General features: G+C 41.8%; 25 protein-coding genes. All 25 read right to left on the bottom strand.

The features are described from left to right. Positions 1 to 10: 10 nt before the first annotated feature. The 25 genes from MUO14_RS24135 to MUO14_RS24020 all read right to left on the bottom strand — a co-directional run bounded on the left by MUO14_RS24135 (position 11) and on the right by MUO14_RS24020 (position 23,695). Positions 11 to 967, bottom strand: coding sequence for a hypothetical protein (locus MUO14_RS24135; RefSeq protein WP_244753020.1), 957 nt, complete (start codon positions 965 to 967; stop codon positions 11 to 13). A gap of 54 nt (positions 968 to 1,021) precedes the next feature. Continuing rightward, positions 1,022 to 1,438, bottom strand: coding sequence for a hypothetical protein (locus MUO14_RS24130; RefSeq protein WP_244753019.1), 417 nt, complete (start codon positions 1,436 to 1,438; stop codon positions 1,022 to 1,024). Between the two features lie 51 nt (positions 1,439 to 1,489). Then, positions 1,490 to 2,344 (bottom strand): phage tail family protein, encoded by an 855-nt coding sequence (locus MUO14_RS24125; protein WP_244753018.1) that lies wholly within the window; start codon positions 2,342 to 2,344, stop codon positions 1,490 to 1,492. Beyond that, positions 2,344 to 7,074: a peptidoglycan DD-metalloendopeptidase family protein gene (locus MUO14_RS24120; RefSeq protein ID WP_244753017.1), complete on the bottom strand. Its 4,731-nt coding sequence runs from the start codon at positions 7,072 to 7,074 to the stop codon at positions 2,344 to 2,346. Before MUO14_RS24120 ends, MUO14_RS24125 begins: the two co-directional genes overlap by 1 nt. A gap of 182 nt (positions 7,075 to 7,256) precedes the next feature. Beyond that, positions 7,257 to 7,583, bottom strand: a complete 327-nt coding sequence (gpG, locus tag MUO14_RS24115; RefSeq protein WP_244753016.1) for a phage tail assembly chaperone G — start codon at positions 7,581 to 7,583, stop codon at positions 7,257 to 7,259. 96 nt (positions 7,584 to 7,679) lie between these two features. Next, a complete protein-coding gene (locus MUO14_RS24110; protein ID WP_244753015.1) occupies positions 7,680 to 8,267 on the bottom strand; it encodes a major tail protein in 588 nt (195 codons plus the stop codon). A 12-nt stretch (positions 8,268 to 8,279) separates the two neighbouring features. After that, on the bottom strand, positions 8,280 to 8,636 hold the full coding sequence (locus MUO14_RS24105; RefSeq protein ID WP_244753014.1) for a hypothetical protein: 357 nt from the start codon (positions 8,634 to 8,636) through the stop codon (positions 8,280 to 8,282). Beyond that, positions 8,633 to 9,022 (bottom strand): HK97-gp10 family putative phage morphogenesis protein, encoded by a 390-nt coding sequence (locus MUO14_RS24100; protein WP_244753013.1) that lies wholly within the window; start codon positions 9,020 to 9,022, stop codon positions 8,633 to 8,635. The genes MUO14_RS24105 and MUO14_RS24100 overlap by 4 nt, the downstream gene beginning before the upstream one ends. Then, positions 9,019 to 9,336: a phage head closure protein gene (locus MUO14_RS24095; RefSeq protein ID WP_244753012.1), complete on the bottom strand. Its 318-nt coding sequence runs from the start codon at positions 9,334 to 9,336 to the stop codon at positions 9,019 to 9,021. Before MUO14_RS24095 ends, MUO14_RS24100 begins: the two co-directional genes overlap by 4 nt. An 11-nt stretch (positions 9,337 to 9,347) precedes the next feature. Further along, the gene (locus MUO14_RS24090) at positions 9,348 to 9,656 is read right to left on the bottom strand and encodes a head-tail connector protein (protein WP_244753011.1); all 309 of its coding nucleotides are present in this window, start codon (positions 9,654 to 9,656) and stop codon (positions 9,348 to 9,350) included. 14 nt (positions 9,657 to 9,670) lie between these two features. Next, complete coding sequence (locus MUO14_RS24470; protein WP_255822148.1) at positions 9,671 to 10,039, bottom strand: fibronectin type III domain-containing protein; 369 nt, start codon at positions 10,037 to 10,039, stop codon at positions 9,671 to 9,673. Next, positions 9,936 to 11,150 carry a phage major capsid protein gene (locus tag MUO14_RS24080; protein WP_244753009.1) on the bottom strand — a complete coding sequence of 405 codons (1,215 nt, stop codon included), beginning with the start codon at positions 11,148 to 11,150 and terminating at the stop codon, positions 9,936 to 9,938. The genes MUO14_RS24470 and MUO14_RS24080 overlap by 104 nt, the downstream gene beginning before the upstream one ends. Before the next feature lies 1 nt (position 11,151). After that, positions 11,152 to 11,913 (bottom strand): head maturation protease, ClpP-related, encoded by a 762-nt coding sequence (locus MUO14_RS24075; RefSeq protein ID WP_244755741.1) that lies wholly within the window; start codon positions 11,911 to 11,913, stop codon positions 11,152 to 11,154. Between the two features lie 430 nt (positions 11,914 to 12,343). Further along, positions 12,344 to 13,564 carry a phage portal protein gene (locus MUO14_RS24070; protein WP_396265781.1) on the bottom strand — a complete coding sequence of 407 codons (1,221 nt, stop codon included), beginning with the start codon at positions 13,562 to 13,564 and terminating at the stop codon, positions 12,344 to 12,346. 13 nt (positions 13,565 to 13,577) lie between these two features. Further along, positions 13,578 to 15,320 carry a terminase large subunit gene (locus MUO14_RS24065; protein WP_396265865.1) on the bottom strand — a complete coding sequence of 581 codons (1,743 nt, stop codon included), beginning with the start codon at positions 15,318 to 15,320 and terminating at the stop codon, positions 13,578 to 13,580. Beyond that, positions 15,295 to 15,609 (bottom strand): P27 family phage terminase small subunit, encoded by a 315-nt coding sequence (locus tag MUO14_RS24060; RefSeq protein ID WP_244753007.1) that lies wholly within the window; start codon positions 15,607 to 15,609, stop codon positions 15,295 to 15,297. Before MUO14_RS24060 ends, MUO14_RS24065 begins: the two co-directional genes overlap by 26 nt. A gap of 136 nt (positions 15,610 to 15,745) precedes the next feature. Beyond that, complete coding sequence (locus MUO14_RS24055; protein WP_244753006.1) at positions 15,746 to 16,087, bottom strand: HNH endonuclease signature motif containing protein; 342 nt, start codon at positions 16,085 to 16,087, stop codon at positions 15,746 to 15,748. Continuing rightward, positions 16,080 to 16,208: a hypothetical protein gene (locus MUO14_RS24465; RefSeq protein WP_255822147.1), complete on the bottom strand. Its 129-nt coding sequence runs from the start codon at positions 16,206 to 16,208 to the stop codon at positions 16,080 to 16,082. Before MUO14_RS24465 ends, MUO14_RS24055 begins: the two co-directional genes overlap by 8 nt. Continuing rightward, positions 16,198 to 16,830, bottom strand: coding sequence for a hypothetical protein (locus MUO14_RS24050; protein ID WP_244753005.1), 633 nt, complete (start codon positions 16,828 to 16,830; stop codon positions 16,198 to 16,200). The genes MUO14_RS24465 and MUO14_RS24050 overlap by 11 nt, the downstream gene beginning before the upstream one ends. Before the next feature lie 374 nt (positions 16,831 to 17,204). Beyond that, positions 17,205 to 17,675, bottom strand: a complete 471-nt coding sequence (locus MUO14_RS24045) for a hypothetical protein (RefSeq protein WP_244753004.1) — start codon at positions 17,673 to 17,675, stop codon at positions 17,205 to 17,207. Between the two features lie 3 nt (positions 17,676 to 17,678). Next, entirely contained in the window at positions 17,679 to 18,581 is a 903-nt protein-coding gene (locus MUO14_RS24040; protein ID WP_244753003.1) for a DUF6731 family protein, read from the bottom strand. A 236-nt stretch (positions 18,582 to 18,817) separates the two neighbouring features. Then, complete coding sequence (locus MUO14_RS24035; protein WP_244753002.1) at positions 18,818 to 19,258, bottom strand: DUF722 domain-containing protein; 441 nt, start codon at positions 19,256 to 19,258, stop codon at positions 18,818 to 18,820. After that, positions 19,255 to 20,625, bottom strand: a complete 1,371-nt coding sequence (locus tag MUO14_RS24030) for an SNF2-related protein (protein WP_244753001.1) — start codon at positions 20,623 to 20,625, stop codon at positions 19,255 to 19,257. Before MUO14_RS24030 ends, MUO14_RS24035 begins: the two co-directional genes overlap by 4 nt. Positions 20,626 to 20,671: 46 nt before the next feature. Further along, a complete protein-coding gene (locus MUO14_RS24025) occupies positions 20,672 to 20,965 on the bottom strand; it encodes a VRR-NUC domain-containing protein (protein ID WP_244753000.1) in 294 nt (97 codons plus the stop codon). 297 nt (positions 20,966 to 21,262) lie between these two features. Beyond that, positions 21,263 to 23,695, bottom strand: a complete 2,433-nt coding sequence (locus MUO14_RS24020) for a virulence-associated E family protein (RefSeq protein WP_244752999.1) — start codon at positions 23,693 to 23,695, stop codon at positions 21,263 to 21,265. Positions 23,696 to 23,703 lie beyond the last annotated feature (8 nt).

The following is a 23,703-nucleotide window of genomic DNA, read 5'->3' as shown; positions in this document are numbered from 1 at the left end:
GGTCACCTCCTTACGCCATTTTAGCAATACGTACCCTCAGTAGATTAGATGAAATAGATTCGCCAGTGTTGTAATGAATAAATCTAAACTCCACTTCGTCTCCTTGATTGAAACTATCAAAGCCACTAGCGATGAAAAAGTTGTCATTACTCGTGTTTAACACTCTGGCTTCTAGTGGGAAACTTTCTTTCCCGTTCACATAGACGTATATGTGACCGTCTAGGCCGTTTGGGAATGAAGATTGAGGAAGGCCGACTTCTGCCCAGACGTTGAATACTCCGTTTGCCTTAGGGCGAAACATTGTGTCACTGATCAGCTCACCTTGTTTATCTTCTAGCACCTCTCCAAAAGGCAGTGCCGTCCGTACATTTTCAGGAAAAGATATATTTGCTTGGTTTTCTGTTTTCACAAAAGATTGACGCGGCATAGTGACCATCCCATTTTCATCAATGGTCAAGCCGCGATAGATATTGTGAAGTGGAATATACCCACATACATTAGGATTGGCCCGCTCATCCGTAATTTGAGATTGTTCAATAAAAGATTTCCCAGCCGTCACCCTAACTTGAGATACACTCAGTTCATAAACCAGTGTGTCACGCTGCAAGTCAGGAGGCACCGGGTTATCACTAGGCGTGCCTTTCTTAACATAAGCTTTATTCCATCTTACTTGAGGACTTGAATCATAACGGGTTACAATACGGTCAATACGATCATAAGACGGGTCTGCTGTATCGTGTGTCAGATTTAAGGCAGCTGTATTGTTATAACCGTAGCCATTAGCAAACGCCCACATAGGACCAAGCTGGACAGTCATGCTATTAGTAGCTGTGACCTCTCCATTAGACAGGTTAGGCGCGTTTGAAACACCATTACCGATAATCTGTGCGAAAAAAGCCGCAAGAGCATCTTGTTGATACTCTCTTGGATCATCCGGGTAGCTATCATAAAAATAACTTCGTTCCATGGAATCACTCCTTTTTGAGCAAACTAAAAAGCACCCCTTTGGGATGCTTTAAACTTAATCATTCTCTTTAATTAACTCAGCAAATGATTGTGATAAATATTCATCAACTTCTTCAATCTTGAACTCTCCGTCCTTACAAGAGAGTTCACCTTTTTTAGCTACTATTTCATCCAATACCTTTTCTTTTCTTTCTTGATGTTCATGTTTTGGATTAGTAATCTTCCTAATAACGATTTTCTTATTTTGTTGGTCTAACCGGATGTCTAAGATGTTTTTCTTGAATTTTAATTCACTATATTGTCTAAGAGTACTTCCGTAGGATAAGTCTGCATAATCACCTTCTAAGCCAATCTCATTACGATAAAAGTTACCTACACTACGCCTGAGTGATTCAAAAGCTTCTATAGCTAACTCTTTATCAGCATCGATAATTCTCTCCCTAATCTTACCTGCTAAATCTTCTCTTTTCATTTTGTCACCTCCTCCTTCCAAATTATATTCGACAGTAAGAGACAATTTCCTTTAAATTCCTAAATATCTGTTTTGCCAACTCACCGCCACCGCCGCATTATTACCGCCAGCATCAGCAATAAACTGGATCTCATTTTCACCGGGTTCAAGCAACCAGAAATCAGATTCCGGATCACGCCACCCTAAAACCTTCCGTATTGCATAGCCTTCGCGATAGAGTTCAGCACGGATTGCACGTGGACTCGTATCTAGATGCAGGATTTCATCAGCACTAATCGACTGATTCATTTGAATGAATTGACCTGTGGTTTTATTTGTAATCCTTGGGTTTGTCACAGGACCCTGTATATCAATTTGGACCGGTGTAGGCTCGTCCCCTTGGTTATCAAGAGTAGTGGTGTCCCCTGTGACTGATAGTTCAAAGGGCAATGTAAATGGTAAGGTGAGTCCGCCTTGATAAGCACGTAACGCTCGGCTTGTTTCTTCTGGGTCTTTCCAGTAAGGATCAGGTGCTAGGAAATTCACTAAAAAACTTTGGATAGGTGAACGTTGTTTGTCCGGAAAAGCTGGAGTTCCATCCACAACAGCTAAAATCTCTTTAACTGCCCCATCAAACTCAAGTGTGATTCTTCCTAAACCTAATTTAGGACTAAGAACACGCTGCATACGTGATCTATGTTCTCTAATGTCTTCCAAATTATATAATTTGGTAAATTCACCTTCCATGGAAATTGACCGGGGCTGTAACCTCGTGTCTATATAAGTAGCACCATCTTGATATGGTGCTGACTGAGTCTGCGCGTCTGCTTCGACCTCTCCAATGCCTTCTAACTTTGTGATAAGATAGGGGGATTTATAAAAAACGATACCTTCGCCTTTTGCGTTGGTAAATGTTAATCTTCTCATTAGTTCATCCCCCATTCCTTCGCTAACTTTTGCGATGCTTGTTTCATTTTACGAGCCGTATCAGCCGGTGAATCTGTCTTACCATAGAAATAAAAGTGTTGGTGTATATCCCCACCTGTTTGATGGGCACTTGATACATTCGCACTTAATTGCGATGGTTGTGGACTTGGTGATGATCGTCTTGAAGGGACTAAATCAGCTGGCGCCCCAAAAGATGCTATACCCAAAGTTCTTAGATTTGCAATAGCTTCAATTTCTTTTCTAGTCTCTTTCTGATAACCTCTGATAAGTTGAAAATTTCCTTCAAGTATATTCCTGTAGTGCTTAGGTGCATATCCGCCTTGGGGTTCTCCCATTTGTACAGATAGATCACGTCCCGCTAAGAGTAGCTGTCGAACTAATGCTTTATTAGGAATATGCGTAGCACTATCGTTTAACCAGTCTCCCTCTTCTAAAACAAACTGGAAGTACTCACGCGCGTGCCTTCCACCCAATTTTGATATTTTAGTTATACGTTCCTGGAGAACAGCTGGATCAAAAGGTAATTCTCTTTCTTTCGTTTGAGAAACCACATTCTGGATAGCTTGTTCAGTTGCTTTTTTAATGCTTGTACCTACCGCGCTTATGGTAGAGACCAACATACTATTTCCTACATTTATATTGTTTTTTATAGCACCTGAGACAGTAGTAAGTTGATTACGAAAACGAGCTTCTGCTTGAGTTAGATGCGTAGCTACTTTATTCACGCCTAAATGAATACTACCAACTATCTGTTGTAATAGTGGGCTCTGGTTAACGATCTGAGTTGTTTGGGCTTTTATTAATCCTGTTGCTAAACGCAATTGTTCAAGGACAGCTTCTTGTTCGTTGTAAAGGATAGCCATGGATTTACCGGAGACCCCTAGCTTGTTCCCTGCTGCTTGCCAAAGCGCTAGTGCACGACTTCTATGCTGTTCTAGGGGTATGACTACTTCCTCTTTATCCCCTTCACCAACCATAGCAAGATGTTCTCGATTGATGATCCCGCCTCTTTCGAAACCGCCTAAACTACCAGGGTTGATAGCTCTGCCGTTTTTCCTCACCTCATAGTGCAAGTGCGGACCTGTCGAATCACCGGTGCTTCCTACCGTCCCTATTATTTGGCCTTTACTTACCGAATCCCCTGTACCGACGTACAATTGATTTTGGTGGGCATATAAATGCGAATAGCCACCGGCACCTTGGATATGAGCCACGTTACCGTATCCGCCATACCCACTCCCACGACGACCATAACCGGCGAAGATAACCCTGCCAACAGATTGTGACGGTATAGGTGTTCCTATGGGTGCTCCATAATCATTACCTTTATGAAGGGTTCCCCATCGCTGACCAAACCCGGACGTTTTCGTAAAACCGCCGCCAAACCCGAATAAACTACCTAGACTCGGCAGTTTGTCCTTAACGAAATCAAGAGCGTTATCTTTCAGGGAACTGAAAATGCCTTTTCCCATTGTTGTAAAAGCGCCGCCAATGTCAGGGATGTCAAAACCAAATTTATCAAGTGCAAAATCAAAAAGTTTACTTGGTCCTTTTAATAGGTTTTTAAAGAAACTACCAACGCCACCTTCATAGCCTGGGTACTGCGTTTTAAATATTTCCTCTGTTTGACGGTTTGGTAAAACAGAAGTTCCTCGAGGGAGGTTTAATAATTCCGATCCACGCTGCCCGACGACACCTAACCCTTTACCAGGGACGTGGGCAAGCTCTCGACCTTTTTCTCCTACAACCGCCAAACCACCGGGGTGGAATCCAGTACCTTTTGCGTATCCTGGGGGTGTCCATTCACCGATTTGCTTATCTTTAAGCCCTATATGTCTTAAAACCCAGTTAATCCCGTCGATCATGGAGTTAACCGGCTTGGCTACAGCAGCGATAAACTTATCCCATTTACTCAGGACTTGACCAGTCTCCCAATCTACTTCATCCACATGCCCTTTTGCTTGCTTTTTCGCCTGCTTAACGACGTTCTCTTGCATACTTGTAGCTTTTTCCACCGTCTTATCACGTTGTCTTTGAGCGTCAGCAATAAGTTCCTGAGCCTGTTTATCTGAAATTGTACCTGTTTCATCCCGCTGGCGGACGATTTCAGCTACGGTTTGTTTATATTGCTTGTTTGCTTCTTTGATAGCACCGTTAGTTTGCTTTTTAGAATTCTGTACAACAGCAGCTGCCTGACGAGCTGTAATGTTCTCACCTTGGGCCTTCATACGTTCTAAAATAGATTTTTGTTCTACCTCATTTTTAGATAGAGTTTTAATACCTGTATTAACCATTTCTTTTTGGATTTGGTTAATCTCTTTGCGTTCTGAATCTGTCAGTTCACGTTTTTCTTTACTGGCTGTCGCAAGAATTGTTTGAATCCTATCCTGGGCTTGCTGGACCTTTGTTTGTTCTTTCTTATGATTAGCTGTCATCTTTTCAAGCGCTTTTGCTTCCTCTTCTTTCGTTAACGCGCTGCTTCGCTCAAAGAAAGACTGCATTGTCCCATAGGCTTGATTATATTTCGTTTTAATCCCTTCTGATATCTGAGTCCCCATCCGATTAAAGGTTCCCGTCAGATTTGTAGCCATTTTCTCGGAAACGGTTTTACTAGACCAATTTAATAGATTGAGTTGTTCTGTTGCCTTCGTGTTTAGTTTAAGAAATCCACCAACAGCTTTTTGTGTGGATTTAGATACTTTCGATCCAAACAAATCAACCTGTGGAATCGTCTCATTTTTTAGATGTTGATATAACTTATATCCAGCTGTCCCGATCGCGGTAATCCCTGTAATCGCTAGTCCGACCGGACCACCTAAAGCTGCCAGTCCGAAACGTGCTACACCTAAAGTCCTTCCAAATTTTCCGAAACGACCAACGGCTGAAGCAACCTTTCCACCTAGGCCACCTAGTTTGGATCCCGCTTTTGTAGTCGAGGCACCCATTTTATCTGTCTTTTTAGAAGTTTTTTGGAGTGTTCCTCCCATGGTGTTTACTTGTGTACCCGTTTTACCAGCCGTTATTCCAAGGTTCTTTGTTGAGGTGCTTGTTTTCTTAGCAAAGCGACCAAACACATTAAACTTTTTATTGGTCCTTCCCATCCAACCTGTAAGACTAACCATCCCACGAATAGAATGTCCAACGGCATTAGTAATAGCACCAAATGCAAAGGCTAACGGTCCTAATGCAGCCGTCAGACCAATGGCTCCAAGTAGTAATTTTCGTTGTGCTGGCGACATATCCTCAAAAACGCTCGCAATTTTTTCAACAGCATCCGACACAGTTGGCAAGACTTCAATTCCTAAATTTAATAGCTCGTTTGCGATAGGGAGAAGCGCTTTTTGGAATTCACGCCATTTTGCTTGAAACTGTTGCGCTGGGTTTTGTTGCATGGTGTCATTTAGTTTTTGTGTGGCTCCTTCAACTTTCCCGAGTTTGTTTGTTGTGGTGTCCATGGCCAAAACGACTTCTTTTTTTACATCTTCCCATTGGGTACCAAAGAGAGCTACACCAGCCTGTTGCTGCTTAAGAGGATCTTCCATAGCCGCAAGTCCTGCTACTGTAGCCGCAAAAGCCTGCTGTGATGAGTCACCGCCTTTTGCTATAGCCGTGCCCATTTTCTGAGCAGTTAAGCCAATTGCGGCAAAACCTTTTTTCGTAGTTTCAGAGCCATCGACAGCACGGACAGAAAACTCCTTAACCGCGTCGCCGACTTTATCTAGGTTAAAGGCACCGTTTTTAGCACCCTCTATAAGGATGTTCATCATTTCTCCAGCAGAAAAGCCCATTGCGCCAAACTGCGGAGCGTATTCCGTCATTGTATCAAGTAAATCGCCGGCGTAATCTCCACCCTGTTGAAAACCGGCAGTGATATAATCGAGTGCAAGTGTTCCAGTCGTTTCAAAGTTTTTCATAATAACGGAAGCTGTGCGAGTTACATCGTTAACATCTGTTTGGAACACGGAACTCAATCCAAGAGCACCTTTGGTCACTTTTTTCAAGTTTTGTTCATTAAGTAGGTCCATGTTCCGCTTAACCGTGGTTAAGGAAGTACGCACTTCATCAAGATTTGTACCAAAACCTTGTTTCCAAACATCGGTGACAACGTTGTTAAGATCTTTGGCTTCATCTTTCGTAATACCCAACTGATTCTGAATTAGACCTTGGGACCGTTGGAAATCAGACGCCATTCGCACAGCTGCGGCACCAGCAATCCCTACTGGAGCTGTGACGGACATACTTAAGTTTCGGCCCACTTCTCTAAAGTTTCTGCCTACGTCTACCATGGTGCCGCCTACACCGCTAAGCTTTTGTTGGACAGCTTGCCATCGTGATGTCTGTGTATTAAGTGCCTTATTAACACCTGATAATTGGTTTTCTAATTTCTTATAAGAACCAATCGCATTATTAACTTTCGTCCCTGCTCGTATGGTAGCGTCGGCATTTTCGCCTTGCGTTTTCACAAGCTTGTCATATTGTGCCCGTAGCTGTTTAACGCGTTGACCTTGCAGTTCGTATTGTTTTCCAAGAGAGGCAGCTTTGACTTTTAATTCCTCTGTTGTATTCCCGAATTTCTTGAACCCACCAGAAGCAGCACGAAGCTCACTCCTTGCCAAGTTCATCTGGGAGTTAATGTTCTTAATCCCTTTTTGAAAATCCGCACCATTTAAACCAACGCGGACAACTAAATTTCCGATTTCTTCAGCCATAGCGCACCTCCCTTAGAAAACATGATCAATTGGCGTTAGTTTCGGCTGTTGTGGTTCACTTTCAGCTCCCATTAATTCAAAGAAAAAACGGATATCCATTGCATCGATCTCTGGCAACTTATATCCGTTCTGCATCAATTCACGATACATTTTTTTTAGATTGTCATACTGTTCAGCGAAGGTTACGCGCCTTTTTCGTTCTCCGCCTGTTGTGTCAAAAAATCCGTAATCTCATCTTCAGACGGCAATCCAAGGATCTCTTCTCCCATGATGCGACGAATCTCACTCATCAGTTTTGTCGCATCCACGCCTTTGTAGAATTCATCACGTGTGAACTGGTTATTAAACACTTCGCAAACAAAATCGATTTCTTTTTCAAGTATTTTAACGTCAAAGCCCTTCTTCTCTTCCTCAGTAGACAGCTCCAACGCTTTTTTAAAGCAGTATCCAGATACAAACGACTGAGTAAATGTTTTATCTTCACCATTTATTTTTAGTACGATTTCCAATGTATAATCCTCCTTAAAAATAAACGCCCGCGATTAGACGGGCGCATGTCATTCATAATACGGCTGGGCGGGGTTAAAAACCCCGCAACCGCAAGCTTAGGGCGTAGTTGGCGCAACATCAAGCTGAGCCGGATCAAAGACTTGATCAAAGAAGGTTCCTTTATACTGATCAAATTCTGTTACTTCCTCATCCCCCGTAATCTTGAACGCTTCATCAAAATCGCGACGAATGAAAGTAGCTGTAATTTCTTGGTTTGAGAACTCAGGGGAATCTGCTTTTGTATTCCACTCGTCAGACGGTGTGGCAAAACGACCTTTCAGTAACCAAACATTACGATTTTTACCGTTTGCTTTAGTCCCTTTAAAACCGATTGCGATATAAGGTGCTGTGGCCGTCTGTTTATAAACAATGACACCTTTTCTAACTTCTTGACCGAGGATTTCAGCCAATACGGCCTGTTCAAGTGCAGAAGCTGTGATTGTTATTGTCGTCTCGCCGATTTGCGAAACAACTTCAATAGGACCGTTATCAGCGTACTGGGTTGCTGTTTCTTCCGCTGTCTCCGTAGAAGCTGTGATTGCAGGCGCCAAAGGTTTTACTTCTCCGTATGTTGCGCCCGATGCTGAATCATCGAGTAAAGGTGCATAAACTAAATCTTTTAAACCAACGATTGATGATGCCATGTAGAATTCCTCCTAAAATGTTTTTACTGTTTGATAACGCATAATCTTTCTAAAACCTTTCAAAGTGTCATCCCATTGAGGATTTGCACTTGTACGCGAAAAACCCATTGCTTTCATGGTTTTATCCACTTCTACAGCAATGGGGTGGGGATTATAGGGTGTCCATATATCAATCTGAAAGCGCAATGCACTTGCATACGGACTATTATCATGAAATTGAGAATCATAATTGTTTAATTCAGCAATCCGGATGTACGGAGGGCTCTTACCAGACGCTATAGTGTATTGATGGACACCGCCTGTAACATTAGCTTTGATGTAAGCATTGTCTTTTAATGCTTGATAAACAGGGATGGTCAAATCTATCATAATTTTAGCTCCGACCGGATGACATCTTTAATTTTTTCCTGGGCTTCATCCTTTGATTGATCGTAGGCTCGTCCCATGAAGTCATCAGGTGGCATTTTAATAGTTCCGTTAACCAAGAAATTTGCTCTCCATGCCGTTTTCTTACCTGGACCAACTTCAACAGATTTAATCCCGTCCAAGTTTTTCACACCACTGATTTGAATATCGTCCCGTATGTGGACATAGCCCGATGAATTAACATCAGAAACCGCTACTTCCTCCCGCATGGCTTCCGCAACAGGTACCCCTCCAGCGCGAATCGCTTTGTTCTCCACACGTACACCATTTTTCCCCATGCTTTCAATACGTGATTGAATTTGTTTCATACCCTTAATGTCCATGCTCATTGGATCACCTCCAATTTCAAGATGACATATTTTTTATACGCATAATCAGGCAAAACAGCCTTGATGTTGTACTTAACTTCGTGCCAGAGCACATACATATCATTTGTAATTCCTGTTTTCCAGCGTATCTTATGATCGATTTGCTGTTCGGCCTGAACCGCTGCCGCTTCATAGAATTCTCTACCTTTCGGTGCAGAAGGCTCTGACCAACACTCATAGAAGAGATCATCTTTTCGATCTTTTTCAGGAATTGGATAACCTGTATCCGGATCTTTCTCTGGACCTGGAATCATGATCTTTATTCTTTCATTCATGGTTGAAAACCTCACGTTACATCACTCTCGCTTGGCAGTGCCTCAGCTTTTAATTGCAAAATAAAGGTTTGTAAGCTAAATGGGAGATCTGAAGCACTGCTTCCAACTACAACAGGTGATCGATTCTCATATCCATTTGAGACCATCAGAAGGATAGCAATCTTATACCTTTCAGACGGAGGATCCGGTTCAGGAATACCCGCCCCTTTTAGAAATTCTTTCGCAGATAAGAATAAAGAAGTGAGGATTTGATCATCCTCACTTCCATCTATTCTTAGCCAGTTTTTAATCTCTGGTAGGAACTGCTCTGCTGTTAGCATGAATCAATCCCTCCTTATACTGCTGCTGAAGTTGTAACAACTAGTGGCTCACTTAATTCAGACGCCGCTCCATTATTAGCTACCGCTTTAACCTGGTAACTATAATCAGTGGAGGCAGTCAATCCACTATCCGCAAAACTTGTTCCTACTCTTGTATCTAAGAATTCCCCATCACGGAAGACTTCATAGTGTTGAATTCCCTCTGGGTACGAAACAGCATCCCAATTAAGCGTTAGACTTGTGTCTGTCACATTGGTTGCTGTTAAGCCAGAGGGCGCATTAGGGTGTCGCAGTAACTTCAGCAATACGAAAGGCTGATTTGAGTTTGATCTGGTGATCCATCCATGCTGTAATGACAAACTGCTCAATACCTGTTTTAACATCTTTATCACGATCGAAAAGCATACCTAGATCATAGTTAAAATGAGAATACATGAAACTACCCACAACAGGATTTACAGCTGAATCAGAGAAAATAACCGGCTTCCCTAATACTTGCTCAGGTTGAGCTGTGTAGAGTGTTGAGTTATTGTTGGCCAAGACCTCAATCATGTCTGAGTAGTCCTGGAACCGCATAACGATTTTCGCCGTTTCACGGTAATCCTCATGAAGATCAGCAATAGCATTTTTAATCGCCTTGTACATATTTTCGCCTGCCACTTTCTTAATGGCGTTCTGCGTAGAGTAGAAAGACATGTGCTCTTCCCCAACCTTAGGAGTTGCAGCAAAAGCGACTTTCTTTTCTTTAGCAGCTACACCAGAAGATAGGGCACGATCCACGTGTGAGACTAGGTTTGTGTGAGTACCGTTTAGGACGGTTTCTGAAATACCAGCAAACACTTTAAACTTATGACGACCAAACGTTACGACATCCCCTGTTGCTTTAAGCTCCTTCGCCGTTTCCTTATCTGCGATAAAGTCATCATCATCTAAAGAGAAATTCAGTTTAGGAATCTCAAGGTTTGTGATTTGCGTAAAGTCTGAAACCCCGCGTAGTTGGTTCTTCACATAAGGCTCAGTAAGAATATCTGAAGAAACTGTTTTAGGTAAGAACTTATCTCCGTTTGTCGTTCCCTCATCACCTAGAGCCGCTTTTACATCACCTGAGATAGGCTTTTGTCGCATCGTCGCACGAATTAGTTCTGCTTTTGCTTTTACTTTTTGTTCAGTTGGGTCGTCGATCGCTTGAAGGTTATCCTGTTTCGCGAACTTTGCACGTTGTTCTTCCTCAAGCTGATCGTGCTGATTCTTGATTACGTCAAACCGCATTTTTAAATCATCACGTGATTTTTGCAGGGCTTGAATGTCCTCAGTTGATTTGCCTGTATCAATAGCAGCTGATGCCAGTGCATCTTCTGTCTTTTGCAATTGCTGACCAACCGTGGTCATGTTTTGCTTTAACTCATATAACGTCTTATCACCAAAATGTTGGAGATCTAATTTTAATAGATTCTTTTGTTTTACTGTCTTAAATAGTTCTTTGCGCTTCGTCATCTTACATTCCTCCCAGAATATCATTGATATAATTTGAATTTGATCTTGCTTGTTCCGCAATCTTTTGCCGCTCTGCCATTTCTTTTTCTGAAATAGCAGCCGATTTTTTTGGTTCCACTTTCTTATTTAAGAAGTCCGGTACATTCTTGTACTTCTCAAATAGTTCTTTGCTGACAGATGCAGCCATTTGATTTTCTTCCAGGACCACATCACACAAGCCATACTGGAAAGCTTCATCTGCTGATAACCAAGTTTCAGCATCCAACATTTCCTGCAACTTAGATTCATCCAACTTATCCCCTGACTTTTGCAGATAGGATTGTACGGCAGAATTATTGATACGGTCCAGATCATCAGCTGCTTTTCTTAATTCAGCAGCATTGCCGATAGCAATATTCCAAGCATTATGAATCATAAGCATAGAGTTTTTTGGCATGTGAATGGTATCGCCGGCCATGGCAATAACACTGGCAATTGATGCGGCCAAGGCATCTACATAGACATTGATGTGAGCGTTGTGCCGTTTCAGCATGTTGTGAATCGTTACACCCTCAAAAACAGATCCGCCGGGTGAGTTAATATAAAGATTAATCGTTGATACATCGCCTAATTCATCTAAGTCCGCTTTGAAACTAGATGCTGTCGTATCTTCTTCCAGCCATTGATAGCGCTCAATATCACCATAAATAAAAATATCCGCTGAGCTATTGCCTACAGCAGACATCTTCATTTCCCAGAACTTTTTCTTTTGTTGCTTGCTCATTTTTGAACTCACCCCCTTTCGTTGGTTAATATCCTGATTATCATGTTTTTTAAACCACTCCTCTACAAGCTGTTTCCAAAGGGCTTTATCCTTCCGCTCCTCATCTTCATCGATGCGTTGTTTACAGGTTTCCTTGTCTGTTTCCATCAATTGATAAGAAACGTCAAGCCCTTCTAACTCCTGAATAAACTCTATTTTGGGATAAGATATGATAAGCCACGCTTCATCAAATCTCGTTTCGCTCTTAAGCATTTCAATAATCTGTGATCGAAAAGCCACCACATAATCAATGACATTCAAGTGTCGATCATATAAATCTAATCCGCTTAAGTCCCGCATTAATTTGTCAAAGTCATAAATTAATGTGTAATTATTTTTATTCTCTTGTACATATGTCGTTTTACCGCTTGCCGGTGGCCCATACACCACGTTAATCTTCATCAGCACCACCACCTTTCGATGATGATTTACGTTCTTTCGGATCCATATCCATAGGGTAAAGATCACCACTAAGCCATAGTTTCCCTGCATTCCCTCCCCGTGGGGGAAGTTCTTCCCATTGCCGCACTTCATCTGGTTCATAAATGCCTGAGCGAATCCCTTTAAAGTAAGCATCCATTTGCGTTTGTGTATCAGCGCGTAACATAGCTTTCATATTAAATTTAAAATAAAAACCAGCATTTCTTTCGGCTGGTGTGAGGAGTTTTCTATTAAATTCTTGTTCGTACTGCCTTACGATTGGCATTAGAGTAAGCTGCACAAACATTCGCATGAGCTGTTCATTGCTGGAATAGCTAGCACCCTCTGTATCATTCAACATGATCACTGGCATGTTATAAACGTTGGCCACTCGTGATTTTGTAATACGTTCGGTCGCTAAAGTATCAGCTGCCACATACTTCCTGTCCAGTTGATTGATCTCAACTCCGTGTTCTTGGAATAAAATGCCGCCATTATCCTTATAAAAACGTTTAAAGTCATCAATGATCCGCTTTCTTTTATCCGAATCCACATTTGCGTTGTATTTTAAAATGAATGAGTTAGGGGCGCTTTGCATTTCTTTCAAACTAAATTCACGAACCGCTTTATCAAATTCATTAGCATTCGATAACACTTTAATCGGATCAATGCCCTTTATCCCTAAGTTTCCTACGATATGTTTAACGTGTATCATGTCAGCATTATGAAAGTAATAACGTTTCCCGTCTTCTCCTAATACCTCATACCATAAATCACGTGTGTATCTTTCTATCACAGGGTTTACGTGGTTAGCATCCACGATGGTTAAACGAGAAACCTGGTTTCGGATACCCCTTTCAATCACAGCATACCCATTCCCGGTTTCATTACGGGACGTTTCCAAGTTCCGAATAAACTCAAAGGAAGACATGTTTTGATTCGGCTCATTTATTAAAACGTCAGATGCTTCATTGTTCACCACAGCATAATTTTCATGAAGCTTTAAAGGTAGTGAGGCCATGCTATTTGATAACCGCGTAACCACGCTGAAAATCGTCTCATTCGTAGCTAAGGTGGAATTGTCAATGCCCCAAAACGTCTTACCCATCCATGAGGAAAAATCATAAGTCGCTCCTTTCCATGCGGCATAAGCGCTATATGCTGTGTATTTAACTCGTTGAAAGAATTTCAATGTATCACCTCCCTTACTTCATTAAATCTGCCATAGACACAATCCCAATGTCACCATCACCAGCTGGTATAACCAAGCGCCCCATCACTTGTGTATGGGCGTTTAGCAAGGCGGCAAACCCGTCTATCTTACGGTAACGATTGGATTTGGTAGGCATCATATTGTTGTTTCGGTCTGTCACAAGCTCCACATTGTTGATGTACCAACGCAGTAACTCGTTTTCATTGAATATCATTTTGCCATCCAAGAATAGGTGTTTTAAATCCTGCATCGCTGGCCCCAGTGTTAAGAACCCTTGCCGAACGACTTCTGTTTCGAAACCATTTTCTATGAGAGCTGTGTTTAATCGAAAGGCTTTTGCTGGATCATAAGTGATCAGATCGATGTTAAATTGCTGGCTTCGCTTTTCAAACCAATCAAATACGTGTTCTTTATCGATGTAATCTTCATCGACAATTGTTAACAAGCCTTTTTCGGCCCATTCCATGTAGGGGATTTTCTCGTTTCCTTCTTTGACTTTCTTCCTTGGGATCCAGGAGTGCGTTTTCACATACACTTCACCCGTTTCTAGTAAAGGAAAACTCAAACAAGCGCTGGTAAAGTCTTCTGTATCGGATAAATCGTACCCGCCAATCGCACTAACACCATCTAAAACAGATAAATCATTTAAATGCTTGTCGTTTCTTTTCAGTACTTCAAAGTCGATGAAAGGCATCTTGCTAGCATTGACAAAGATGTTGAACTGCTTGGTTATGAAGTCGCTACGTTCTTGGGGAGTACGCTTATCTTTCTCCCAATCCTCTTTCAGGGTCTCTAAATCCAGGGAAACGCCCATATTTGGGTTGGCTTTCACCCACATTTCAGGCTGATCAAATTCATCTTCGCTATCAAGCTCTGCTAGGAAATAGAAAGTACGATCATCTTTAATCGCTCCCTGGAGCACATCCGCTCCTTGTTCATAGTAATTAACAAGAGGACCGTCAAGCTGATAGCCAGCTGTAGTGATATATAAAATCAAAGGCTGCTTCCGTGATCCACGTGATTTTTTGATAATATTGATTAATTTGTAGTCTTTAAACTCGTGAATTTCATCAAAAACACCTAAATGCGTGTTCAAACCGTCTAATTTTTCACTATCGGAAGCCCTGGCTTCGATTTTAGAGAAGGATTTTTCATGTTTAATCTCATAGCGTAATGGGGTGTAATGTTTACGCAGTTGCGGCGATTTTTTCACCATCGCCTTAGCTTCTTCAAAGATGATACCGGATTGCTGCTTACTGTTAGCAAGCAAGTAGATATCTGCCCCGTTTTCCCCATCCTTTGCCACAGCATAGTTAGAAACGCCTGAGATCATGGTCGATTTTCCGTTTTTTCGACCAATAAAAATAAGACCCTCACGAAAGCGCCTTATCTCAGTATCTTTATGAACCCAACCGTAAAGCGATCCTATAATGAAGTGCTGCCATGGCTGGAGTATGAGTTTGTTAAAATCCCCTTTAGAAGGTTTGCAGTATTTCTCGATAAATCGGATGGGCCGGTGACCCTTATCCTCTTTAAACACCCATGGAAATTCATCTGTTCCCTGCTTTTCAAGGTCATTCAGGTGTCTTTTTGCAGCTAAAATGTTCTTTTTACTAGCGATTATCTTTCCTTTTACCACCTGTTTTGCGTACCAAGTAGTTAAAAGTTGAGGTGATGGATCCGCTAATATTTTTAGGATTCCAGTAGTTTTAGAAGTCGTCAAAGTCGTCGACATCATCGTTCACTACCTTCTTACGCTGAGCAGGGGTCAATCCCATCGACTTCAACAAATTATTCAATGTCTGAACAGTCTTTGTTAGTTCAATCGAAAGAGGATTCTTAACTAAATTAGTTGCTCCCGCCTTATTTGTGTACTCATACATAAGATCTTTTTTACTAACTTCTTTTTTGAGTTTGCGGTAAAATTTATGTGTTTCGACATAAAGACTAATCAACTCTTCGTCAGAATCTTGATATGAATCCCCAAGATATTCTCTTAATTTTTTAGCGGTTGGCGCACCCATAATTCATCCTCCTCTCTCGATTTTTATTTTACGTTTACCCCCCTTTCATGAAAATTTTTTCCGCGGTGAAAGCGAAGGTCCCCCTTCGGTCCTAGAGACTCAAGGGATGTAGAATTTTGGGTAGGGGGGATACCTTCTAAAAAATCTCTGGATTCCCACTCATTTGGACAACGTTTATTTTCTTGCTTACCTTCATCTCATTACTCTTTCCTTTGCCACCATGTATCTTGTTATGGCATGTGAAACAGATACTAACCAAGTTATCCTCGTCTAAGGCTTTGCTTTGATCTTCTTTATACTCAATGATGTGGTGAACAAGATCAGCTGGAGTCAATCGTTTATCCTTCAAACATTCTTGGCATAAGTAATCATCCCTTATCAAAATAACCTCTCTGCATTTAAGCCAAGCAGCGCTCTTATAAAAGGCTTTAGCTTCTGGATTCCTTCGATACTTGTCATAGTGTTGATGATTATTCATTGCTATCCTCTTTAGGTATGTCAAAGTCTTCACGTATTTGTTTCTCGTAAGCTTCCCAGTTTTTAATTAACTTATCTTTATCAGAAGAGATAACTACGCTTAGTTTAGGTTTATCCGCCATCACTCCCCCACGAACTGCTATGTCCTATGGTTCGAAGAGAAGGTGCTCCATTTTCAGATATCTCGTGATACTGAATGTCTATCAGAGGAGATGAAGTAGGTTGATTTGTTTGTGTTTCCCAATTGAATTCAACAAACACTTTATTGTCAATCTTTTCCCCTTTATAAATAACTGTTGGAACACTATCGATAGAATCCAATTCAATAGTTAATAACTTAGGCTTGGGATAAGGCATAACAGTATGGCTGCCACATTCGGGACAACTAATACCATCTAACGTTTTCTTTGTATCCTTGATCTCCCAGTCACAATCTTGTTTCGTGCAATGATAGCTTTGTGTATTCTTCGTAGGTATTACTGCTTCAGGTTCACCCATAGGAATCCACGTTACACCAGGACCAATAGGCTTATAGTTATCCAACTCTTTCAATGCAGCAGTAGCTTTCTTAGCCTCACGTTGGACAGCCTTTAAACCTTTCAATGCATCGGAACAATCTACATCAACTGTTAGTTTATCAACGCTTTTCTTTTTTGGTGTAACAGGTTGTCGAGGTGGTTCTTTGGTCATACTAGGTTTATCGATACTTCTTCTACTTTCTTCGCGCGACTTATTGTCCGCCATGATCAACACTCTCCTTTTATAATATAAAAAAGACACCCGTACGGATGTCATAGTAAAAACACAAATATGATAATGGGTATCGCAATAAATAACGTAAGTAAACAGCCGCATCCATCATGGAATTACCCACTTGTTGTAATCCCTCTCCTATATCTTTACTGTTGCTCACCCAACCCTTTCTGCCTATTCTATTTCGACAAAAAGAGTGTTAATCCTTCTTTCATCTCCATGCACTCCCACCCCTGTGCTTACTCCTTCTGGCAAGACTCAATGTGAGTCTGGCATCATAATCATATTGGAGATACAATACCCTTTAATATCCATAAGAAAAAGACACTCACCTAGGAGTGCCTCATTTTAAATCTTTCATAAATTTATTTAAAAACATCATCCAGTAAATTAGCTAAGACCTTAATAATTCTAAACAGTGAAACTAGAAATGTTAAGGATAGAACTATCCATAGCTTAAATAGTTGATCAAAAACATAAGAGATTTCTTGTTGATTAAACATTAATAATCCTGCTGATGAAATCGCATAAATAAAGGACACTGTAACGGAAAATTTCAGGTACGATTTTAGAAGGTCCAAATAACTCAAGCCCGGCCTATACTCAATTTGCAGATAAGTTAAATTTGGGTTATTCTTCAATCCCACCATTACAGATATTGAAGCAATTAGGAACCCAACAGAAATGGAAGCTACATTTACTCCTGAAGATAATAGCTCCTTAGTGTTAGGTATAGAACATGCTCCTAAATTTAAGACAAACACTAATATCAAGGACAAAGCTCCAACCAAAAGTGGTGAATGTCTTTCAATTGAACCTTTAAATTTTTTATACATCTATTAAACCTCACGTTTTCTTTTTGACTGTAATAGTTCGACTACTTCTCCCTTCTTATCAACATATGCTTGCTCTGCAAGTAATTGCATCGTTTCTATTGTGAATTTTGACCCCACAGGTAAAGTGCGGTTATAAGTAATTCTAATAAGATCCTCAAACAAGTTAATCTCCTCTAACCTTGCTCCCGTTTCTTTACGAGCTTTCGTTTTTAACCTGTTGGTTCCTGTATGTTTTAACAACCCTTTTACTAACCTTGTGGCCATATTAAAATCGAGTTTTGACTTTCTTGAATCTTCTACTGTTAAAGTCAATCCTATTTTCATCGCTCCAAGTTCTTCTCTCAATTTCCTAACATCTCCGAAAGCCCATCCTTCTACTTCTTCCTCGAGAATCTTCTCAGATGGGATAGACACATCTGTTTCTACATAAGTTATTTCTTTTTGATTTAGGAGTTTCTTATACGTATCTAAAGTAAACATTGGCAGGATTTTTATATGGTCATTTTTTAAAAATTTTTGAAAGTATTCCTCAACTCCAGCTGCAGATACCCCATATTTGTTTTTTTGTAAGACTAATACTTTTAGAGAGGGATCATAATAAAAGGAAACTTCTTCACCGACAAACTCATCGTCCTCAAGGGGTATCTCCCTCCCCTTACCATCAAGTTTATAGGTGCTTATCTTTTCAAGTGGTCTAAGTTTTACAAAGCTCGCTTTATAGTGATTCGAGCCATCATCCACACTAAATGCTTCTATTCTAATATCTTCACCAAATATCTCAATATTTCTTTCATTGTCTCTCATAGTTGAAAGTTTATCCAATACCTCTTTAAAAGACTCTTTCGATGATGCATCATTGATTTCATAAAAGTCAAAGTGTATTTTTACATTTCTCTTTTTTACCATGATTCAACTAAACTCCCCTTTCATCCGACTAATTTCGATAAAGGGGTAGTTTTTTCCTGCATAAAATTATTTATTTTTATAGAAAAAGTCACCTAATCACAAGTAGCAAGTGATCAGATGACTCTTGGTTGGTGGATATAACTGTTCCAAGGTCATATCCTTTTTTATGGCTAAAACTTCATACTACTACAATATCACTTTTTATCACCCCAAAAGTGCAAAGTTAGTGCAATCTTTTATCTCCATCCTAAAACCTCCATGGTTGTTTGGACGATCTCATCTCTCCAATTAAAGGCTTGCCTGCGGCTTACGTTTAGTTCTTTGGCTATGCCGTCCCACTTTAAATCTTTACCTTTTGACCAATATCTTAGCTTTACTAATTTCTTATGGCTGTCCGGTAACGCATTATAAACGCGATCTATAGCATCAACAACTTCTGTTAAGTATTGCAGCTGTTTATTCGTAGACAGTCGAGTCACAATACGTCCAGTCGGATCACCTGGATTCCTAGCTGAGTTAGCCCCCTTCACAATTGTTGGATCATCAGGATCCTCATCAAAAGGCGTTTCAATCTGTTCACGTAATCTCGATATTTCCCTCAACGTTTCATGGTAATTAAACCATTCATATTCAGTCTTTTTGAATGTGATCTTTTTCGGTTTGATTGTATAGCTCATGATACCCCCACCTTTTCCAACCGGGCTTTGACAGCTTCCAGTAAGGCGTCCTGCCCGGTGCTTTTATCTTTTAGAGCTTGCATAACTTGTTCATCGATTGTGCCTTCAGATACCAGGTGGTGAACAATCACGCTGTCCTTTTGTCCTTGGCGGTGTAGCCTGGCATTTGCTTGCTGGTACAGTTCGAGAGACCAGGTAAGCCCAAACCACACGATGATGTTCCCACCATCTTGAAGGTTGAGTCCGTGACCTGCTGACGCTGGATGGGCTAGAAACAGTGGCGTTTCTCCACGATTCCACTTTTCGATATCCTCTGACGTTTCTAGCTTCTTTGCTTGCGGGAATCGTTGTTTAATCCTCTCAAGGTCATGCTTGTACGAATAGAACACGAGAAGAGGCTTGCCGTTGGCTGCTTCGATCATATCTTCTAAGGCATCAAGTTTTGCGTCGTGGACCTTCATCACGTCTTCATTCTCATCATAGATGGCTCCATTGGATAACTGCATTAGCTTATTGGATAAAACAGCAGCCGTATCAGCTACCACATCGCTATCTTCAAAAGGCAACAGGAGATCCTTCTCAAGCTGTTTGTACTTCTTCTTAGCTGTAGGGGATAACGTCACGTTCACCACATTGTCCATCCGTTCAGGCATCTTTTTCAGCCAATCCTTTGACTTCATGCTGATACAGATATCTCCGATCCGGTCATATATCGCTTCCTCTGATCCATCCTTCAGATTCCACTCATACACAATGTATCGTGCTGGATCCCGACGACCGGGTTTGAAAAAGGTATCGCGATACCACGTGACCGTTTTCCCTAAACGCTCTCCTTTATCTAGCAGGTAAAGCTGTGGCCACAAATCGATTAAACTGTTGGGTGCTGGCGTACCCGTTAGACCGACAATTCGTTTAATCAATGGCCGTACTTTTCGTAACGCTTTGAATCGTTTAGCTTTCGATGATTTAAAACTAGAAAGCTCGTCGATCACAACCATGTCAAACGGCCAGTCCTTTTTATAATGATTCACTAACCATTCAAGGTTTTCCCGATTAATCACGTAGATGTCAGCTGGTTCCAGTAATGCTTGTAATCTATTACTCTTTGACCCTAAGACTTTGGATATCTTCAGATAAGCCGTATGGTCCCACTTTTCCGTTTCACGGCTCCAGGTATCCTCTGCCACTCGTTTAGGGGCGATCACTAACACCTTGGATACTTCAAAGTAATTATGGAGGAGATCAGCTGCAGCTGTTAAAGCACTAACGGTTTTGCCCAAGCCCATCTCAAGAAATAATCCAGATGCTTCGTTCTCCATAATGTGATCAATCGCAATTTCTTGATAATCGTGTGGAATGAACTTCACGCTGCGCCTCCTTTATGGTGGGTGGTTTGAAACCTCAACCCATCGTTCATTTTATAAATTCCAAAGGAAACAGTTTTTCTAGTAAACCCTCAACCTCGGCATCAGAAGATACTGTTTCTACCGGAAACCCTAACCGTTCTAGTTCTATTGCTCTTTTCTGTTGAAGTGGGCGAAGTTTTTTTCCCGGTGCCTTCACCTCTACAAATACAGCCACTCCCTCTGGAAGCATTAGTATTCGGTCTGGCACCCCTGCTTTACCTGGGGAAACGAACTTCAAGGCCATGCCGTCTCTTTTCTCGATCTCAAGCTTTAGTTTACGTTCTAATCGTGATTCTTCCATTTCTAAGACCTCCCTGTTTCATAAGGTGTATCCACGTTCTCGCGCGCGCACGCGTATGTGCACTTGCGTATTAGGCGTTGAGTATATGGTTGTTATCCCCTATATTACTTCTCCCCCATATAAACATGGATACTATGGATACATTAGGGGTTTAGCCCTTGCCCTAGAAGAGTTGTAGGCGTATCCATGCTATGGATACTTCATGGATACATGGATACACTTTTTTATCATTTGGAATTTATTAGGTGTGTCCAAAGGGGCGCCCATGGATACAATGGATACACCCAATGGATACACTTAGTTTTCTTTTTTCACAAAAGCTTTTTGCACTCCGTAGTATTTACCAAAACGTAATCTACCTCGTGACTTTTCATAGGATTCCCATCCATCCATTTTCCTTAAAATATCGTTGATTTCCCTAGCCTGTGTGGGGTTAAGTTGTTTAGGATCACCCTCAAAGAGTTCCACCCATATCTCCATGGCACACACCTTGTCTCTCGCATTGCCTTCTGGAGCTTCTTCCATTTCTCCAAAATCGGAACCGTGGATACGGTGTCTCCTTGATGCAATATCCATCGATGGCCACTCTTCAGGTAAAGGCATTTCAAGATATTCACGAATCAACCCAACCTTACTGCTCTCTTCTGTGTGCATTTCCTGTACTTGCAGCGCTTCTTCTTCTAAAGCACCTTCGAGATAAAGTTTCTCGCCTTCCTTGTACCTAACGACGGCCTCCGCCCATATCTGGTTAATTTCCTCTTTGCTGAATTCCTTCCATAGATCCTTTCGCGTTTCACCGCCAACGACAATCGGCCAAAAACGACGGTTACCCGTTTTATCCTTTAAAAACTCACGATCATTCGTGGTTCCAAAGAAAACGCACTGTCTTGGGAATACGGAGGTATGACGGCCATAAGCTACACGAAAGATATCCGTCTGCTTAGATAAGAAAAGCTTGATCGCTTCCACGTCTGCTTTACGAGTGGCAGATAATTCTCCCATCTCCATGATCCAAACACCTTGAAGTTGTTCATAAGCATCTTTCCCGTGGACAGTGGTTAGAGAATCGGAAAACCACTGTTGGCCAAGTTTATTTAGGATCATGCTTTTCCCAACCCCTTGGCTTCCTACAAGCACAGGCATGTAATCAAACTTACAACCGGGATCCATGACGCGCTTCACAGCTGCTGCCATAGCTTTACGGGTGGCCGCACGGACATACTCGCTATCATCAGCCCCTAGATAATCAATGAATAAGGTGTCTAACCGTTCTTGGCCGTCCCATTCCAGTTTCTCTAAATACTCCTGAACAGGGTGGAAACGGTGCCGTTTTAAAATTACTCCGATTCCATTACGGACCTTACCAGGGGCGTCGATTCCATAAACACTTTCAAGGTAGTGAAAAAGAGCGTCTTCATCTTGATCCTCCCAAAGAGCTCCGGTGTCTGCATTCGCCCAAGGTAACTTCTCACGAACGGTCGCTCTAAATGAAAACTCATTCAGCATAATGCGGTCTTTAAGAGAGGGATCATTCTCTAAAACCGTTACAATGTTCCCTCTCGTGGAAAGGACCTCGCCCGTTTTAGAGTGCCGTTCCAGCTTCTTTAACCATTCATGGGATTCACCTTCAGCCACTTCTCCGAACTCTTCTTCAGCTGCAGCTAATTGCTCCTCTCCTAGTTGCATCCGAACATTTTCATCTTTAGCTGCAAAGTCCACCATAGCTTTATAAGAGGGGTGACGATTCATCGGCGTATCCGGCTTTATATCTTCATCTTGAATTCCAAACTTATGAATCCGCACCAAGTCAAACGCATTCGTGAGTTGGCCACCAACCGGATCCGTGCCGTGGTGACTGAAAGCAAACCGATCATCGTAAAGAACAAGACCGCCGTTCGTGGATCCATCTGTATAGGTGAAACGACCGTCGCCAGCTTCTTCATACACATCACCTAAAAAGGTTTCAATCGCTTCGGTAATCGAGTACGTCCGGCAGAAAGCACCGACCATTCTTGGTTTTTCTAATGGATCACCTTGCTTTTCCGCTTCCTTTTTCCGAACGTTCTGCTGCCTAGATGATTCTGGCCACTCAAGTGGATCCGTCCAATCATTGTAACGATTAAGCACATCATCCGGATCCAGCCAATCCGCATCCTGCTTTTCGAACACGTAAGCTCCATCAGATGACGTCGATGGCCAATACATCAAACGGTGAGCTTGATACGTTGTATCGTCGAAAAAGTCAATGCCGATATCAGCTGCAATCTTTCTGGATACAGCTTGATATTCATCGGGTGTCACAGCACGAGACAAGGGGAAAACAAAACGCAACCGGGGCTTTTCGGCTTTGTGCTTGTGAGTGGAATAGATGCAGCAGGCATAGTCGAAAAGCATTTCAATCGATGCCCATAAGTCGCCTTTAATATGGTCGGCATCTAGCGTCACTACCTGACGCCAGGACACCGTATCAGCTTTTCGCCGACCACCTTTCAACGTTCCACCGACAAACCCACCAACATCTTTCACTGCATCCTGCTGGCTCTTGGTCATCTTCATGTATTCCGCATGCGTTTCACGGGTTTTCGTAGTTTCAGAGAGACGCTTCAATAACTCCGACCACAGCATCTCCCGATTCTTCCACTTCATTTCCTTACGGCTTTTCCCGGTTGCGATCGTTATGGACCCGTCATGTGTGAGATTCAGTTTCTTTGCTGGTGCCACGGAATCCATCCCCTTTC

This window comes from Halobacillus shinanisalinarum, assembly GCF_022919835.1.
GTDB lineage: Bacteria > Bacillota > Bacilli > Bacillales > Halobacillaceae > Halobacillus_A > Halobacillus_A shinanisalinarum.
This window is presented reverse-complemented; position numbering and strand designations above follow the sequence as displayed.

Bases quoted from the DNA above. Each gene is read 5' to 3' on its own strand.
- MUO14_RS24135 (WP_244753020.1), bottom strand. From the start codon at position 967: ATGGAACGAAGTTATTTTTATGATAGCTACCCGGATGATCCAAGAGAG.
- MUO14_RS24130 (WP_244753019.1), bottom strand. From the start codon at position 1,438: ATGAAAAGAGAAGATTTAGCAGGTAAGATTAGGGAGAGAATTATCGAT.
- MUO14_RS24125 (WP_244753018.1), bottom strand. From the start codon at position 2,344: ATGAGAAGATTAACATTTACCAACGCAAAAGGCGAAGGTATCGTTTTT.
- MUO14_RS24120 (WP_244753017.1), bottom strand. From the start codon at position 7,074: ATGGCTGAAGAAATCGGAAATTTAGTTGTCCGCGTTGGTTTAAATGGT.
- MUO14_RS24110 (WP_244753015.1), bottom strand. From the start codon at position 8,267: ATGGCATCATCAATCGTTGGTTTAAAAGATTTAGTTTATGCACCTTTA.
- MUO14_RS24105 (WP_244753014.1), bottom strand. From the start codon at position 8,636: ATGATAGATTTGACCATCCCTGTTTATCAAGCATTAAAAGACAATGCT.
- MUO14_RS24100 (WP_244753013.1), bottom strand. From the start codon at position 9,022: ATGAGCATGGACATTAAGGGTATGAAACAAATTCAATCACGTATTGAA.
- MUO14_RS24095 (WP_244753012.1), bottom strand. From the start codon at position 9,336: ATGAATGAAAGAATAAAGATCATGATTCCAGGTCCAGAGAAAGATCCG.
- MUO14_RS24090 (WP_244753011.1), bottom strand. From the start codon at position 9,656: ATGCTAACAGCAGAGCAGTTCCTACCAGAGATTAAAAACTGGCTAAGA.
- MUO14_RS24470 (WP_255822148.1), bottom strand. From the start codon at position 10,039: ATGTTAAAACAGGTATTGAGCAGTTTGTCATTACAGCATGGATGGATC.
- MUO14_RS24080 (WP_244753009.1), bottom strand. From the start codon at position 11,150: ATGACGAAGCGCAAAGAACTATTTAAGACAGTAAAACAAAAGAATCTA.
- MUO14_RS24075 (WP_244755741.1), bottom strand. From the start codon at position 11,913: ATGAGCAAGCAACAAAAGAAAAAGTTCTGGGAAATGAAGATGTCTGCT.
- MUO14_RS24065 (WP_396265865.1), bottom strand. From the start codon at position 15,320: ATGTCGACGACTTTGACGACTTCTAAAACTACTGGAATCCTAAAAATA.
- MUO14_RS24060 (WP_244753007.1), bottom strand. From the start codon at position 15,609: ATGGGTGCGCCAACCGCTAAAAAATTAAGAGAATATCTTGGGGATTCA.
- MUO14_RS24055 (WP_244753006.1), bottom strand. From the start codon at position 16,087: ATGAATAATCATCAACACTATGACAAGTATCGAAGGAATCCAGAAGCT.
- MUO14_RS24465 (WP_255822147.1), bottom strand. From the start codon at position 16,208: ATGGCGGATAAACCTAAACTAAGCGTAGTTATCTCTTCTGATAAAGAT.
- MUO14_RS24050 (WP_244753005.1), bottom strand. From the start codon at position 16,830: ATGGCGGACAATAAGTCGCGCGAAGAAAGTAGAAGAAGTATCGATAAA.
- MUO14_RS24045 (WP_244753004.1), bottom strand. From the start codon at position 17,675: ATGTATAAAAAATTTAAAGGTTCAATTGAAAGACATTCACCACTTTTG.
- MUO14_RS24040 (WP_244753003.1), bottom strand. From the start codon at position 18,581: ATGGTAAAAAAGAGAAATGTAAAAATACACTTTGACTTTTATGAAATC.
- MUO14_RS24035 (WP_244753002.1), bottom strand. From the start codon at position 19,258: ATGAGCTATACAATCAAACCGAAAAAGATCACATTCAAAAAGACTGAA.
- MUO14_RS24025 (WP_244753000.1), bottom strand. From the start codon at position 20,965: ATGGAAGAATCACGATTAGAACGTAAACTAAAGCTTGAGATCGAGAAA.
- MUO14_RS24020 (WP_244752999.1), bottom strand. From the start codon at position 23,695: ATGGATTCCGTGGCACCAGCAAAGAAACTGAATCTCACACATGACGGG.